Annotated in this window: 13 protein-coding genes and 1 pseudogene; 1 reads left to right on the top strand and 13 read right to left on the bottom strand. The window is 44.3% G+C overall.

The window, feature by feature from the left end; all coding sequences use genetic code 11:
• Nucleotides 1-197 precede the first annotated feature (197 nt).
• From WFH04_RS03770 to WFH04_RS03800, 9 genes and pseudogenes are all read right to left on the bottom strand, one after another.
• Nucleotides 198-4,577, bottom strand: coding sequence for a coiled-coil domain-containing protein (locus WFH04_RS03770; RefSeq protein WP_336822725.1), 4,380 nt, complete (start codon nt 4,575-4,577; stop codon nt 198-200).
• Entirely contained in the window at nt 4,555-5,322 is a 768-nt protein-coding gene (locus tag WFH04_RS03775; protein ID WP_336822726.1) for a DUF6063 family protein, read from the bottom strand. Before WFH04_RS03775 ends, WFH04_RS03770 begins: the two co-directional genes overlap by 23 nt.
• A complete protein-coding gene (locus WFH04_RS03780; RefSeq protein WP_336822727.1) occupies nt 5,306-6,808 on the bottom strand; it encodes a replicative DNA helicase in 1,503 nt (500 codons plus the stop codon). The genes WFH04_RS03775 and WFH04_RS03780 overlap by 17 nt, the downstream gene beginning before the upstream one ends.
• The gene (locus WFH04_RS03785; RefSeq protein WP_336822728.1) at nt 6,790-7,812 is read right to left on the bottom strand and encodes a Wadjet anti-phage system protein JetD domain-containing protein; all 1,023 of its coding nucleotides are present in this window, start codon (nt 7,810-7,812) and stop codon (nt 6,790-6,792) included. The genes WFH04_RS03780 and WFH04_RS03785 overlap by 19 nt, the downstream gene beginning before the upstream one ends.
• A 185-nt stretch (nt 7,813-7,997) precedes the next feature.
• Nucleotides 7,998-8,198, bottom strand: a complete 201-nt coding sequence (locus WFH04_RS18310) for a topoisomerase DNA-binding C4 zinc finger domain-containing protein (RefSeq protein ID WP_456242989.1) — start codon at nt 8,196-8,198, stop codon at nt 7,998-8,000.
• Nucleotides 8,141-8,296 carry a hypothetical protein gene (locus WFH04_RS18440; protein ID WP_486377082.1) on the bottom strand — a complete coding sequence of 52 codons (156 nt, stop codon included), beginning with the start codon at nt 8,294-8,296 and terminating at the stop codon, nt 8,141-8,143. Before WFH04_RS18440 ends, WFH04_RS18310 begins: the two co-directional genes overlap by 58 nt.
• A gap of 25 nt (nt 8,297-8,321) precedes the next feature.
• Nucleotides 8,322-8,396, bottom strand: a pseudogene (locus WFH04_RS18445) (hypothetical protein); the annotation flags it as partial.
• 6 nt (nt 8,397-8,402) lie between these two features.
• The gene (locus WFH04_RS03795; protein ID WP_336822730.1) at nt 8,403-8,612 is read right to left on the bottom strand and encodes a hypothetical protein; all 210 of its coding nucleotides are present in this window, start codon (nt 8,610-8,612) and stop codon (nt 8,403-8,405) included.
• A gap of 654 nt (nt 8,613-9,266) precedes the next feature.
• Nucleotides 9,267-9,377: a putative holin-like toxin gene (locus tag WFH04_RS03800; RefSeq protein ID WP_336822731.1), complete on the bottom strand. Its 111-nt coding sequence runs from the start codon at nt 9,375-9,377 to the stop codon at nt 9,267-9,269.
• Nucleotides 9,378-9,710: 333 nt separating this feature from the next.
• Here WFH04_RS03800 and WFH04_RS03805 point away from each other — a divergent pair, with 333 nt between their 5' ends.
• On the top strand, nt 9,711-9,923 hold the full coding sequence (locus WFH04_RS03805) for a hypothetical protein (protein ID WP_336822732.1): 213 nt from the start codon (nt 9,711-9,713) through the stop codon (nt 9,921-9,923).
• Between the two features lie 92 nt (nt 9,924-10,015).
• On the opposite strand, the gene WFH04_RS03810 is transcribed toward WFH04_RS03805, so the two are convergent.
• Genes WFH04_RS03810 through WFH04_RS03825 form a run of 4 tightly spaced genes read right to left on the bottom strand, consistent with a single transcriptional unit; the run spans nt 10,016 to nt 16,443 of the window.
• Nucleotides 10,016-13,216, bottom strand: coding sequence for an AAA family ATPase (locus WFH04_RS03810; RefSeq protein WP_336822733.1), 3,201 nt, complete (start codon nt 13,214-13,216; stop codon nt 10,016-10,018).
• Complete coding sequence (locus WFH04_RS03815; RefSeq protein WP_336822734.1) at nt 13,213-13,902, bottom strand: hypothetical protein; 690 nt, start codon at nt 13,900-13,902, stop codon at nt 13,213-13,215. Before WFH04_RS03815 ends, WFH04_RS03810 begins: the two co-directional genes overlap by 4 nt.
• A complete protein-coding gene (locus tag WFH04_RS03820; RefSeq protein ID WP_336822735.1) occupies nt 13,868-15,256 on the bottom strand; it encodes a hypothetical protein in 1,389 nt (462 codons plus the stop codon). Before WFH04_RS03820 ends, WFH04_RS03815 begins: the two co-directional genes overlap by 35 nt.
• Complete coding sequence (locus WFH04_RS03825) at nt 15,232-16,443, bottom strand: hypothetical protein (RefSeq protein WP_336822736.1); 1,212 nt, start codon at nt 16,441-16,443, stop codon at nt 15,232-15,234. The genes WFH04_RS03820 and WFH04_RS03825 overlap by 25 nt, the downstream gene beginning before the upstream one ends.
• Between the last annotated feature and the right edge of the window lie 102 nt (nt 16,444-16,545).

Genomic DNA, 16,545 nt, shown 5'->3' on the forward strand with positions numbered 1-16,545 from the left:
AGTTATGCTGTGCGACTCTTAGATATTGTATTCAAGCCTCTGCCCGATTCGCTAAGCATCTGTAAGAATCTGGAGTTCCTGTGTGGGAACCAAACGTGATATTTAATTATCGTGCAAAGGCATCCTAAACTACCGCCGCACAAACTCAAATATGTTTCCATTTAAGTCGTGCGATGGTAGTTAGCACCATTTTCAATTTAAAATAAATTCATTTGTTCGGTTTCGATGAGCCGTTCCATTGTCTGTGGTTCGAAATCACGCAAATATGCTTTTTTAATATTCTTCTGAGGATTTACGATCTGTTTGCTTGTACCGGATACCTGCCGCAGTCTGCAACTGTAGACAACCGGAAAATAGTCACTTAGAAATTCGCCTTCCGCATGGGCAGTCAGCGTGATGAGCTGGAATCCAAGCTGTTCGGCAATAAAGAAAACCGGTGACAGAACATGTCCGCTCGATGCTTTTCCGAACGGGTTATCCAAAATGACAGTTCGATGTTTTTTCAGATGCGCTTGGATATGCTGCTTCTTCTCTGCAATATAATTCAACAGACCAAGGAACAGTGACATGTTTTTGCTCCACTTCTCACCGCCGGACCAATCATTGGATTCTTCCCAACTGGTTGCGATAGAGGATAACTTATGATCGTTTGTCACTTTATAGCAAGAAATGCGGATCTGTTTGTTTTGCAAAACTACTTGGAGAAGTTGACGGGAGTGCAGCCATTTTTCCAAGTTCTTTCGTATTTTCGCCATATCGAGTCCGTCTTCATCCTGATATGCATCACGTTCCAGCTGACTGAGGATCCAATTCATATGGGATCGCAGAAGACGCTTCGCATCGCTTTCTGTCCATTCCGGAACGGTAATCCGGAAAATCGGCTTTAATTTGTCCTCAATCTTCACTGCAGTCTTCTTCGGAATCAAATGAAGTTCATCACGCAATGCACTAACATGAGTCATCATATGCTTCAAGAATAATTCAAGTTCCTTATCATGCGATTGGATATGTTCATTGGCGTATTGCTCCGCCAGATGAAGGCTTTTCTCCAACAATTGTTTATACGCCAGAACTTCTTCGTAGGTTTCCCTTGAAGTGATCCCCTGCACGGCTGTCTGCTGCATGCGTGCGTCTGAGATGGAGGAGCGGCAGAAATTCACATAGCCATCCCTCTCTTTTTGTACACGTTCGACCTCCTTCGAATAGTGGCGCCCGCTATTATCGAGGCCGGCAAGAAGAGCATCGATGATTTTGCCGCTTTGATAAAGGAAATCGGTTCGTTCCTGCTCAGTAAGAATAGCTGCTTTGACTTGGGAGGAGAGGCACTGGTGTTCACCTGCTTCTTTCTCCAGTTTGCGTATCAGACTGAGCCAATTATCCGCTTTCGATTTCGCAGCATCCTTTTGTTGCAGCGTGGCCTCATTCGTCTGACGGAAAGAGGACCATTCTTCTTGCAGTTGTTTCTGGACGATTGCAAGAGGTTCATGGAATATGACAGGATCTGTAATGTCCCGTTCTTTCGCCTCTACAACACCTGACTGCCTCAGGAAATCATCTCTTTTCTCCGTCTCTGCCTTAAGAACATCTTTACTGGAAGTTTTCAGCTGACTTAAATCACTCATTAGCCGTCGGATTTGTCTCTGGCCATCTTCAGGGAAAAACTCATCTGCCAAGATACCCGGATATTCGTGCTCCAACATCTCGATTTGCCGGTTTGCTTCTGCTAGCTTTTGCTTCATGCTTGTCAGGGAATTTTCAATGTCTGCCCGTTTACTTTGGAGCCCGTCCACTTTTCGTTGAGCAGCATGGAACCGTTCGGTCAATGCCACGATGGAAAGAGTGCAGGACAATGGCCGTTCATCTTTCACCATTTCATACAGATGATGTGAATGAACTTCTTTATCTACTGCAGCCTTAAGGCGAAAGCGTTCACCTTTGCAAGACTCCAATTCGTGTTCAAATTCTTTTACGGTAGACGAAACACGACGAATTTCAGAGGCGATCGTTGCGCGTTTGTTTTGGAGCTGCAACTTCTCCTCTTCGTGCTTTTGCATCTGCTTCTTCTTCTCCATAAAAGAGCGGCCAGATGTTAGTTGACCGTCAATTCCTTTTGATTCATCACGCCAGGAAGTGATATGAGCCAGATTAGCCTCCTGTTCGTGGTCATAGGAAGCCAAATCCTTCTGGATGAGTACGCATTCCCGGTCCAGTTGGAATGCCAGCTGCTGCAGTCTTGCTGTTTTTTGCTCCAGCGACTGCTTTACACTTGCCGGATATCGAGCGATGAATCTTGAGAAATCCGACTGAAGCTGCTTCCACTGATCGATCTCCGAGCCAAAACGATTGCGCTCAGTCGATACCGCCTCCGCCTTCATCTTCAGTGTTTCTTTCCATTCTTCAAAATAACCAGGGTCTACCGCGGATTCGAAATGACCAGGGACAATCCAATCTTTAGACGAATGTCCACCTCCCCGGATCAGTTCTGTCGCTTCGTCCAATGTGAGTACATTTACAGGGACATACAGATCGTCACGCATACGTTCCAGCTGTTCAATCAGTGCCGGGGCATCCTTTCCTGTGGTAATCAATGCGGTGGACCAGAAAGGGTAAGAATTGGCAGCTGCTTGATCGGAAGCTGCGACGTATTCACTTCCCGTCTTCAAATAGCTGAAGTTATGTTTGAGCCGCCGGAGCTGGCCATTCAGGAAGGGATCTGCAAAGAAATTTGACTGACCGTTGTAATCATCATTCAGTCGGTTGGCAAGGCGCTCATCAAGCAGGAACTGCTCATAGCGGCGCCGTTTTTGTTCCATTTCATCTTGCAACGAGTTCCCGATGGAATCTTGCCGGTCATGGACGGATAGGAGGCCTGTCCAAGAGCCGGTAATCGTCTGTAGATTACTGATCAGTGATGCTTCCTCTTCTTTCAGGGTCTCGAGACGGCTGGTTGTTTCGGACAAAGAAGACTTTGCTGCCACCCGCGCATCCTGTTTCTCCTCCAATAAAGCCCTTTTCTGTTCCTGGAAAGCTTTTAAGGCAGTGTTCCGATTTATCGTTTTGACAATCAATTCGTCTAGCTCGGAAGATCTTTCTGTCCATTGCCGGATAAGCGTTTCAATCGGGAGGTCGAAGCCATCCAGATTTAATTCTTTACGGATCCTCTCCTTATCCCCCTGCAAAAGCCGAATGCTTGTTTCTTCCCCTTTTTCTTGCAGTTCCACGTCCTTCAGTTCAGCTTTCAATCCCTCGAGACGTTTTGCTTCCGTAGTAGCCAGCCGTTCATATTGATTGAAACGCAGACCGGCCTCTGCCAATTCTTTATTCAGCTGTTCTTCCCTTCTGGAAAACGCATCGGCAAGCTCCCGTTTCACTTCAGCGAAATCATTCAGGACATTTATCGCTGTCCGGTCGTCATCGATCGCATCCAATTCCCGCTCATATTGCACGATCTGTCTCTCAGCAAATGAATGAGCATCATTTTGCTCAGCCAGCCGAAGCCCGATAAGTCGCCGCTCCGTCTCTTCCACTTTCGAATTCGCATAGGATAAAGCCTGTTTTGCAATTTCGTGTTCCTCTTTCAAAGCATTCAAGGTTTCGCGTTCTTTCGCCAAGTCATACGACTTTTCGCGATGCCTCAGCTCTTTTTCCTGTTCCAGCAAAGAGGAGAGCTGCACATCCAGTTCATCCGAGAGACGGGTATACCGTTCATGTTCCTGTTTGCCGATTTCGTAGAAAGCCTTCGCTTTTTGCTGATTCATCCGATAATCGTTCTGGCGTTTGTCCAATTGTTCGAAGTGCCGCGCGAGCGTATCAACTTGGTGCTGGATCATCCGGTACTCTGTCAGCTGCTCCTGAAACTGTTTATACTGACGGAATGAATCCAGGCGCGCTTCGAAATTTTCCGCAAACCGTCCTGATTCAAATCCTGCCATTGAGTCCTCGATATTCGGGATCAACAGGCGGTCAACAAGCTGGCCGGACGTGTTGCATTGTTCAAAGAAACGTTCCACATCGCCTTCTGCTCCGTTGATCTTCACAATGCTTTCCCATTCGGAAGAGATGATATGGAAGTGCTCCTCCAAATGCTGTTTGTATTTTCCGATCGTATCGAATGTGTGGGCATTCAGATGTTTTCCGGCCATCCGCTGATAGTATTCTTCCATCTCCCCAAGACTCGCCGGACGTTTGCCATGTACGAACGGAAGATCCTCGATGCGGTCTGCGCTTCCCGGTTCGTATTCATGCACATATTTCAGCGAATCCAGTTTCCCTTTCGATACATACAACGTTACACAAGTGAGTGCGTAGCGGCGCGGACGCTCATTTAAAATCCATTCAATCGCGATATGGGCCGGTCCATCTTCCAAATGAAGCGTCTTTTTCATCTTCCGGCCGGCAACTTCGACATGCGGGATGATCGCCTGCAGTACCGTTTGGATGAAGACAGTCTTTCCGCCGCCATTTTCCAGTACAACTGCGCCGTCGTGGCCGTCGAACAGGAAAAGCTCATCATTATATCGTTTATCCCCATTTTCATAGACGACATTTGTGAATCTAATCTTCGAGATTGCCGGCATTGCTATTCACTTCCTCTCCATCGTTTTCAAAACGGTATAGAAAATCGAGAATCCCGCGATTAAATTCAGAATCCATGAAATAACGCTGAACTACGGTCTTCGCTTTCTCGGTAAGTTCAACTTCATAATTGCCAATATCCGCAATGAGCTGCTGATCTACGAGGAAACGCCTCACCGTGTCGAGAAAACTGAGCCGGCTGACCGTATTGCCGGACTGCCGTTTTGCCTGTTCCTGCAAGTCATCCATCTGGTTCCATTTCTCAATAATCATCGGCCAGTTATAGGAAAACTCGGAAGCCAACTCTGCTAAATCCTCTTCGCTATGTTCATTCAAGGCATCGATCCTCTGCTGGACAGCCTGCACCCACTCTGCCATCGGCAAGAAGTCCTTGGTCGGTTCCTTCGATGTGTAGCTATTATAGAACTCTCCGAGCAACACGATCGTTGAGAAATACAGTAAGTACAGATCGGCATTCGTTGCTTGCGTTTTCAAATACGTCTTGCGCAAATATTCATTTGAAACGTGAAAAGGTGAATCCCCGGTCGTCGGGATCATCAGGAGCTCCTGTCCTACTGTGATTAGGTCGCAGTCCACCGTGCGGATAAACTCATCGAGCAATCCCCGCACATCGTCATCCGTCAAGTATGTATGATAATGTTCTGTTCCAGCTTTGCCATCACGAGTCAACAGCCTGAAAATCGAAAAGGCACTTTGTACAGTTGCCGCTTCATATAGCATCATCATCCACCTCCTTGATGGTCAGTTTCATATTTTGGATAGCAAATCGGGAGTGCGGGCGGATGACTTCTGGAAGTTCCTGCACCGTCAGTGTCCGTGTCTCCAAAAGTTGTCGGACTCCATCCAATAAATGAGCTTCACCGTCTGCTGCCTCAATCTCTTGTACGATCGGCGAGCGCTGGTGCAGAAGCAAGAAGAAATCATAATACAAACGAATACTTGTCAATTCGGAATGCCCGGAAGCGAGCAGGTGATCCGTAAACTGTTCCAGCGTGACCGTTCCTTCTTCGCCGATAAAGTCCACCAACAGACGGAAGACAAACGTGTAATGAGTTCGCAAAAGATGCCGGTACTCAGTTTCGTCCGTGTCATCTGCCTCAAGGAATTCCGGCTGCTCCCTTTCTTCACGTTTACCGCGTACTTGCTGAGGAGCGAATAAAGTGAGCGGCGACCAGATCCCGGCTTGTTCAAGGGATAGAAAGGGAGCGAGCAGTCCTTTCATCGACTCCATAGGCAGCGGCGTGCTGATGATACGTGAAGTAATATCCTGATCGAAATTGAAGGAATCGATTCCGACGAAATACAATGCCTCTTGGGCCGCCCGCAGTGCATTCGTCTTCAATGTCGTGCAGGAGTTCAACAGGTTCGTGTGCTGATGGTGGACTTCCTCCAGTCCGGTTGAAATTTGCAGGATCAGCGTGTAAGCCTCTTTCTCCTTTTTTGTGTGATGCTCCATATGGAGAGCCTCTTTCGTCTCTTTGACGAACAGTTGCAGTGCTTGGAATTCATCATGCTCCATACTCAGCCGCAGGAGCATATCGTCGATCAGCCTGGCGTATCGCTTGAAAGTTTCCTCAGAAGTGATGTTCCGTTTCAGTTCGTGGGTAAGCCTGACATTTCGTTCTTCCAATGACTCCACGTCCATCCGCATTTCATTAAGCTGGCGGAGAGCTCCTTTGAACTCGCCCTTCTCCAACTGCTTTCTTAGTAACAGCTGATTGATAGACAATTGAAACTCGCTGTAGAATTCCTTCGTCGCGAAGACGAGTTCGAGTCCGTCATCATCCAGCGTGTAATATTGCGTGTTGGTGGCCATATCAAAAGAACTCGCTTTAAAGAATGAAAATGTCAATGATTCATCAATAAGCGACTCCCAATTAAAATAGGATACCGTGAACTTTTTGCCGGAAGGAGGCCGGAACTCGTTAATAGCTGTCCGGCTAATCAGCTCCCATTTATCCGGTGTGAATGAATACACGGAAGAAGCTTTGTTCATCAAATAGACAGCGAATTCCTTCACTCCCGCTTTCGGGTTCCGGATGAGCTTCTGTTCAAAGAAATAAAGCAGGCACAGCAGGCCAATCCCTTCATAATCGAGCGGTTTCCCGTTATCGTCTTTCAGTTGTTTACGGCTCAGTCTGTCAAACGGTTCAAACAGAGCCCGCCGTGAGAAGCGTTCCGCGTATCCTTTTGTCAGTTCATCGAACTCCATGATAATGACCTCCAGCATGCTTGTAATTCATTCGTCGCAGCAATTTCCTGCGGGTAATAAAGCCCGGCCTCCAAAGAAGTCTGTATTTGATTCGCCAGATGTTCCGAAAAATGACGGGTAAAGGCTTCAAGTGCTTCTTCATTAGGTGTTTGATTTGTTTTACCGGCAGGCGGCTGCTTTGAGAGAGTCAATTCATAGAAGGGCAATGCAGGCTTGACAAGTTCTTTTTTGCTTAGGCGATGCCAAATCGAAATGCCCGCATGGTCGATATCACCAAAATAATGAAAATGATGGTGTGCATCCACCGGCAGCTGATGATGGAAGTTCTCGATGCTTTTAACGATCTTGTTCCCGACTCCATAGATCAGGGTTGTGGTTTGTGTGTCGCGCAAAACAGGCAGCAGAGCTTGATACGTCGTTTTATTTTCTACGATTAAATGATGGAGGTCGGAATCTTGGAGGCATGAAGGATTGATGGCAAACATTAGAGGATCTGCTACAGGCAGAATATAAAGTTTCGTCCATAGACCGATTCTATCTAGCAGTTCCTTTCCTCCAAAATCCGTTATCCATTTCTCGTTTCCGACCAGTTCAAAAGAGCGTTCCGGAGCAGGTACGAAGTTGTCAGGCAACGAATGGTTCTTTAAATAATAGTCGATTTTCTCGATATATGGAAAATCAGCTTTCCAGACCGAGTAAGGCAGCTTCAGATACCGTTCCAGGCCAATGTCGGGATGTAGAATGATTTTGGCATTCACCAATTCGGAATGAAGGTCCTTCTGCAAAGGCTCGATTCGTATCCTATATCCAAGAGCCAGCATCGGATGTTTTCCATTTGTGCCATGAGATTTGATGGGTATCAGTACGCCTTCCGTTTCAAGAGAAAGGATGGTATCCGCAAATTGTGCATATGTATAACCTGAAGGCGACAGATCTTCCAGCTCAGCCAGCCGCAATGTTTTTTTGCTTAGTGTCAGTAAATAATTTTGTATTTCCGTTCGCATGGTTATCACCCCGTTTTCTTAAGTATAACATTCGTGTAAGGCGCGCTATCATGAAAATGTCGTGCAATTTTTTATAAGCGGGACGGCGAACCCATTTCCCAACTGGAGCTGACCGTCACACCATCAAAGGTATCTTTATTCCTTTGTACATATACATTTACATTTGGAACCTAACGAAGTTAAAATTAATTAAACCTCTCCGTATACCGACACGCCGGAAACCCGCTACAGCCGTAAAACTTGCCATACCGACCTGTTTTCAAATGTAGAGTTCCCGCACATTTAGGACAAGTCTTGATGGTGGTAGAAATAACCGATTGGCCAGCTTTTACAGTTTGACGATATTGATCAGCTTGTCGGCAAATTTCGCTTCCAATGAAATCAATTCGCCGCCGAACATATGGAACATCTTCCTCATATATTCCTGCAAATTGAAATAAGGGTCGGGGATAAATTGCTCGTCCCGCACACGCACACTTCGCATCCGGTCCACCCGATATTGCCGGATTTCATCTGCCGGAGGGGAAATAGGCAACCAAATAATAGCGGTCTTTGTTCCAAACGAGACCAAGCGGATGGACGAGATAGTCCTACCCTTCATTGCTTAAATGGAAGTTGAGGTCTGTTCTATAACGGCCGTATTGAAAGGCGACGATGTGTTTGTCGTGGATTGCTTCATGCAGCAGCTGGACGTCGGTTTCATTGCGTGAGATGAATTTTGCAGCACTGATGGCATCCATGAGCAAGCGAAGTTCGTGGATTTCAAACGGCCTGCTGTCATAATAATAGTGTTTCGGCATCCCGGGTTTCTCTTGGTTCGCAGAAACCGAAAAGAACGATGGATTCTTCGCGGACAGCTACATCATCCCGCACCGCCCCGATGCCTACCTGCATGTCCTCCGGGAATTGGCTATGTATATCATGAATCGACAGCATATCATCTTCGTCAGTATAGGTATGCGGATTACTTCGAGAAGATGTTCCCTTGCGCCCTTACCTTTAAAAACAAGGGTGTGCCAACCGTCCATCCGCTATATGTGTCGCTACTATTAGTCTATCATACAGATGATTACTTTCCGATTGGATAGTAAGTACTTTTAAGTCAAAGCATTATGGAAGCACCTCTTCTGCTTGGTAGTGTTTTCTCGACAATCACACTATACCAAAGAATGAGGTGTTTTTTGTATCTAAAAAAGTTTGTCAAGGTTCTTATTGAAATCGAGAAGAACCAAATAGTGCCTACTGCTGGACCTAATTATTTAGGTGCGAAGTTTGAGGTAGTAATATGCAAACTCCGTTTAGTTGTGGTAAACTGAGCATATAATAAGAAAAGACCAGATGCTGGAACATCTGGTCGGTGCAACGGACATACCGCAAGAAGTGCGGTTGACCAGTAATAATGATATTTGCAAAGGAGTAACTGCCCTGCTTACTTGGACGTTAGCGGAGGGTGGTTACTTTTTTCTATTGGTGTACAGAGCAATCATCGCTACAACTGTTGCTGCCGCTGTTGCGAGGAATATTCCAAATTGGAACATCATGTTTATCGCTTCGTATGTCACCACATAAACACCCCCTTTCCAGGGAGTGTCAACCGCCCATCCGCTATATGCCGTTGCTACTATTAGTCTACCATAAAAGAATTTAATTATCGTTTGAATAGTAAGAAAACACTTAATGTCTCCTACACGAAATGATGAAGAAAGGGAAAAGAGTAAGAATCATGCCATTACTCTATGCCGCAACTGCTTCCGGGTAATTAACCGTACCCAAAACTTTCCGGTGCATTGATTCGTTGCATCTTGTCACTTTCAGCTTATCTGCACATCCTTAATGAAGGCATAGTCTCCGGAGCATTTCTGGTTGTTTGAAGTTTTATTGCTAAAGGAGGATTCGAATTGAGTAAGAAACAGGGACGAAAAAAGCAGGCTAAAAAAGAATTGTATATTGCTGAGTATGGTCAGAATGAACATTTCTTTTTCATTACAGGTTTTACAGAAGGCTGCGTTCCGTACGGCGTTACTTGGGAAGAGGCTTATGCGCACGGATTGGTGGAAGAAGACGCACCTTCCGAAGTCAGCAAGAAACGGGATGACACTTTACCATTTTAAAGACTTAGAATAGTTCAATGCTCTCCAGACTACCATAATGTTAGTAGTAAAGAACCCAAACCGGCATTCGTTTGGGTTCTAAAAAACAAGATCTATTCAGCTATTTTAATACCCCTAATTTTGCTTCTAACATCCTTCGGATCATGAGAAACAATGAACGCTTTTGAAAATTGATGATAATATTCATCTTCATGTGCTTTCGGAGACAAGATGATCAGTTTTCTTTGCAGTTTGTTAGCATACAGTTCAAATACAGCGGATTTACGTTTTTCATCAAGTGCACTATCAAATTCATCGAGGACGATAAAGCCGGCTTGGTTTTCCAGGTTTTGCAGCAGTGACAGCGCAAATAGGAGTGAACTTAACGATTCTTCACCACCCGATACACCTTTTCCAACCCGACCGCCTCTCGCTTTCAAGCTGACATCCTCAAACTTTCCTCGATGCCCTTCCTTCCGCACATATATGAACAGTTTGAAAATCGGCCGTCCTTTTTTATCGGTTACTTTTTCGTATTTAATTTGACCTTCGAATTGAAATTCGCCCATATACTCTTGAAATAGCAGGTTAATTTTCGTCACTTGCATTTGGATTGCTGTTTCCAATCTCTGTTCGTTAATAATGGCACGCTCTTCGTTTTCCTCTAGAAGACTTCTTGCAGATTGAAGCTCCTCTTTTTTTCGTTCAAATTCCTGTTCGAGCGTTTGATAATTTACAACGGCATTCGGGTCGATATCCTTTTCGTTTCGAGCATGTTCAAATTCGATCTTTGCCTGGTTCTGTTTCATTTGCAGATCGTATTTTGATAGTTCGATCTGTTCTTCTTGCAACGCTTTCCGTACCAGATCAGGAATCAGCTGTGTTAGTTCAAGCATCTCTTTTTCATAGTCCAAATAACGATCCAATAGGGAATTTTTCTCGTCCTCTTTATCACTTTCCTGTCTACCTAATTGCGCTAATCTACGCTTAGTCGCTACTAACTTATCCTCGAGATCACTCATTTCTCGCTGATGTTTTTGCACAATGCTCTGTATATCATTCAAATTCTTATGGGTAGCTTGAATCGATCGTCGGATTGCTTGAGAATTTTGAACCAGCTGTTTCAGGAGTTTTTCTTGCTCTTGTAAGTGACTAATCTTTTCGGATTGTCTTCCGAATTGCTCGTAGACCTCCATGTACGTTTCAAGGCGCTTGATAGCTTCCTCTTCTTTGTATTTATCTTTCCATAGAGCATCCTTCTTTTCCTCAAGATCTTTTTTGTGTTTTTCCAGTTCACCATGTTCGTTCGCTAAAGAACGCAGTTGATCGATTCGGTATTGATGATCCGCTTTCGTAGATAAAAAAGCTTCCGCGTCAATCACTTTTTGTACGTCTGCGTTCCAGACGCGATACTGATCGTTATCCTTTTCAAACTGTTCTGACAGCTGTTGAATATCATTCCGAATTTCAATGATTTGCCGCTCCAGCGTTTGTCTCCTTTCTGTTAGTGCCCTCTTGCTTAAAATAAACGTATTTTGTTCTTGTGGCCCTCTACTTCCCAAACGATCTATCAGCAACCCCTTATGGATAGCCGGGTAATCCGGGTCAAATAATCTCTCAATCCACCAAAGGACGCGTGCCGCCTGATTTTGCTCATGAACAGATAGATTCTCCTGCATCTCCAAGCCATATTGGGGAAGATTGATAATGGAACGGTCCGGCACCAATTTCTCCAAGGAGACATGATATAAATCATTAATCGGCTTGCAACTTGCTGCTTCATAAAAGACCGTATATTTAATTGCATCAAATAGACGCTCACTTTCAATCGGAAGGTGATCCTGTAATTTCACAAAATGCCTGAGCGGATATGCTCGGATTCCATGTTGCTTAAGATGACGAATTGCCTGGGTTTGCCGTTCTGACTCAACTCGATTTTGGGTTAACATGGAGAACTCCTCTTCCATATTCCCCAACTCTTTTTCCTTTGTAGCCTTCAGTTCTTTTATCTTTTCCAATTCTTTGGATAATCCTGTAATATCCTGTTTCAACTGGTGGCTGGATATGTATCTTTCAATCCATTTTTCTGATTGCTTCCTTTTTTCCTCCCATTGCTGGACAGCAGCATTTAACTCCGCGTGCTTTTGGCGATTTACTTTAAGTACGCCTGCGACAGCTTTCAAATCTTTTTCGACCTCCTGCTCATCCATTTCCAAGTGCTTTACTTTTTCGTTTGCATTCGTCATCTTCTCTTTCGTCTCAGATTCCGTATAGGGCAGTTTTGCATAGGCATCTTTTAGTTCACTTAATTCATTTTGAAGGGCAGACACTTCTTCTAGTATTTTTTCTTCTTTGCCTTCCTCGGTGGACAATTGTTCTTCGTATAATTCGAGTTGCTTTTGTTGCTCAGTTTGCCGTATATTTGCATCCCGAAGCTGTCCCCTAACCCGTTCCAATTCAAAAGTGTCATGTTGTACCTCTTCAGCCACTTCTTCCTGCTCGTTTTTCCGATCTTCGATGTACTTTTCCGCCTCTTCCATGTCCTTCTTAGTGGATAATTGAAGGAGATGTGTCGTGAGCGCATACGATTTTCCGTGTTCCTCAATTCGCTTTTTATTGCTAACAAAGCGATCTCTCTTATTTCGTGCTATGTCTAAATCCATCTCATTAAATTTCTGTTGGCTAGACGCCGTCTGATACGCATCCCGAGCTTCTTTCACGACTTCTAAACTCGTTTCCCAATCTTTTTGGATTCGGTCAATCTTGTGCATTTCACTAAAAATACGAAACCTCTCTTCCGGAGCCATAACCGAAAATTGGTTCACTTCTTGTTGGTACCATATTAAATAGTAAAGATCAGGGTGGATTTTATATTTGAATTCAAGTTCCCTTTTATAAGCTGTGAAATTATTTTTCTTCGCATCCCCTGAGCGAAATGCTTGCCGGAGCTCCAACACGTCTATTTCGTCTCCGTCATGAATTTCATAACGCAGCTTTAGCAGCTCATTCGGGGCCTGTTCGATTAGTAAACGAAATTCGATGAAAAGAGGGGCATCCACTCTGGAAATCCCTTCGTTTTTAAATAACAGATGAATCGCTGCTCTCCAAGTTTCATCAGCACGGAGATTCTGAGATTTCAATCCTTCAATCTCCACTTTGCTGGAGCGTAAAACAGCTCCCATGCAAAACGAAATGGTGGACTTCCCGGCTCCGTTCGGTCCTGTTATTAAAATATGTTCATTCGCTTGATCTAATAACATCTCCTCCGAGCCGTAATCCCGGACTCCCGCAAATTGTAAACGCCATGGTATCAAAGGAACCCCTCCCCTTCATACAAATTATATCTGTTAAAGAATTTCATAACGTCTTCTTTCGATAACTGACTTGAATGACTGAATTCCACCATTCGATGCAGAAACGAATCCGAAAACATATGGACGCCGATTGCTGTTAAACCGTAGGCTTCTTCCTGTTCCGACAATTGGTGGGGTTCGACGGCTCCAATTTTTCGTAATGTATCGATGGCCAACTGGATACGCCTACTGCCTTTTTTCACTTCATGTCCAAATGCCTCTAACAGTTGGGTAAGCAAGGTAAATTCATGTTTTAACACTTCTTGTTGATAAAAAATGAACAATAATACGGCAAGGGATTCTTCCGACAATGTATGGCGCGCTGACCGTGCCGGAACCCGAAGCATAACTACAACTTGATCCCGCTCTTCATCGTAAATAAGACGATAATATCTCCCAACTGCCTGGTTAACACGTGAGAGGAACGAAAAAAAATACGCATCATTTCGAGTAACTTCCAATAACTTTTCTACTTCTTTACGGGATAGCCCAAAATTATTCGCTCGTATTGTTGCACTTGAAGAAAATAGAATGGACATAAATGCTTGTTCCTCTCGAGAGGTCAAAACACTGCGCAACGTTTGGAGACTATTTAATGAAACATCTTCATTATTATCGTTTTTGGATGTTGAATTTTCGATCGTCATCTTCAATCCACTTCCATTCCTTCTCAAATTCAATTACGTCTTGCTTGGATTCCATCCTAACTTTTTTATTGGCCTCAAGCGCTGCTATGCCAAGTAATTGCCGTATCGCATCTCCCCATGAATCAGAGCCCGTTTCAATAATGGCTTCTTCCAAGTCTGCCTTCCCCTTCTCATCCAAGTATCTTTCAATTTTCTCAGTATCGACCGCTGCTTTCGTCATCAGCCAGCTAGCCTCCTCCACCAACTTTTCAATTGACTCCCTATCCACTAGTTCTTCCTTGAACTCAATAACAGGTTCATCGACTATCTCAGATACAACCGGCTCATAGTTTTCCAGAAAATCTATCCCTCGTTCAATTTCGGTAGGTGCTAGAGGACTTGCATATTTGACAGGCATCCAAATTCCATCCAGCTCCTCCCCTTCATACTGACCTTGATCCATAAAACTGAATAATTGATGGGCATTCGGGATTTCGGATTCTAAAGGTGGATTGTACATCTTCGTTATGAACAAACGCACTTTTTCTGGTGAAATGGCAGTCTTTAGGGGCGTTTGCTGGACATTCATGAATTGCAGATATTTATTGATCATACCTATAGATAGACTTGTTCCTTCCGTCATAGCTGCCGTGCCGCTTTGCATCAGATGACTCAGCACAAGGCTGTCTTCAATCGTTTTGAATTGCTTGAGGCGATCATCTAACTTCTGATCCAAATCTTCCATTAACGTATGGATCAGCCGCAATTGAGGCAACGCGTTGCGCTCAGCCAGAAGCTCCAACTCCCGTTCTTTCAACAAGTCTATGGCGTCTCTCACATTACGAATCATGCTAGCAATGACATTTCCTCCCGAAATACCTTTATCATCATAGGCTTCACTAATTTCGGCATCACGTCTTGCTTGGAATAAGGAGCGGCCAATATCGTCTTCTAAATAATAGGCAAGCGAATCATTGGCCAACCGAGTTATTGCATGCATCATCCGCTTACCGACACTCATCATCTTAATTTGGTTCGATTGTTTACTGACCCAGTTATTCGTTGAAAGAATAGTAATGATTTGGGCGACTCGTGACTTAGTTGGCGGATCTCCGTCCTTAAACCTGTCCAAGTAGCGGTAATATAGTGTTTCTGCATTATCAATTGGATCTGAAAGGCCATATGCTTCTTCATGGATCAATTCAATAATCCGTAAAAAACGAAGCATTTCTAACGGCGTGTCGAACACCGCTTCACTTGATAGATCTTTCATCACTCCAGCTAATGAGATAATATCCCTCATAGCACGTGCCATTTCCGGTTGCTGATGATCCGCTTGGAAGATTGAAATTATTGGTTGATTAGCATTTTCCACTCAGCTGGCCCTCCTAAAGTCATTTCCTGTTCCGCGTCATCGAAGCTATTCACCCAAGCCGAATATTCTTCATGATCATAAAACACCTTTCCATCAGTACCTACAAAGCGGACACTTATTCCGGCTACGATGCCGGCTAGCTCCCGTGCAATAACAGTGCCTGCATCATCGTAGTCCACCCAAATCATAATTTGTTCGATGGATGAATTTCTGAACAGTTGTTGAATCATCTTCCTATGTGCCCCTCGGACTTGGCCATCCACACCTATGACAAGAGAGGAAGTTGATTTGATAAATTGCCTTTCTGTTGCCATTCTCGTCAGAATCGCTCTGTTTTCAACGAGCCATAAAATGTGTGCATTCGTTCGATATTCTTCGACTGTGACTGCATTTTCCGTTGTAGCATGCACAACACCGATGGAATACATGGAGAATTCCCCTGTAACGTCCCCAGTGAAGTAAATCGGTACAATTGAGCCTGTACTTACGATTCCGATTTCACTAATTGGTACTTCAATCCATTTCTCAATACGAGTGATAAATGCTTCTCTATATGTATCAAATTCTTTCGAGCCTCCGATTCTTCTATAATAGGTGGCTCCTATTTCTTTATATTCCATTTGCTTTTGCTGCTTTTTCAATTGAAGGAAGGCGATTAGGAAATGGGTGAACTTATAAACACGCTCTTTGCCCCAACCTTCGCTATCGACTTCTTCAAGGGCAAATAACTCCATCTCTTGCATCAATTTTTGCGGTAATATATCTCGTGATGTGCTGATTTCGCTAAGTAATTTTTGAGTAAGAAGTCGATTGGCTTCCGAAGCTTTTTCCAGTTCCCGTCTTTCATACTCATACAAGCCTGCCCCCATGCGATAGACAATTGATGCTGGTGTTCTCCCGTCAGGTTTGAAACGGATTTCCTGAATGAGCCAACCTTTCCGTAAAGCTTCACTTTGCAATTCAGCAGAAATAGGCAATTCAGTTCTTCGTGATTTAGGTTTCAAACCTAGTTGGATGAGTTCCTTAGCCGGAGACATATCATATTCAGGAGATGCTAGTACATTGCCCAATGTCTTAAACGTGCGCGCCGTCCATCTTTGGATTTCCCATTCCTGATCGCCAACTGGATGGATGGTTTCCCCCGCTTTGCAAATAAACGCTTCTAAAAATTCTCTTACCGTTATCATGACTACCCTCCTGCTCCTAAACTATATGATGATTTACATTTATCATAACTGACCGGATAATAGAAGAGGAAGCCAATCAAAATAGGCTGATTGGCTTCTCAA

Source organism: Sporosarcina sp. USHLN248 (assembly GCF_037144575.1).
GTDB classification, from domain to species: domain Bacteria; phylum Bacillota; class Bacilli; order Bacillales_A; family Planococcaceae; genus Sporosarcina; species Sporosarcina contaminans.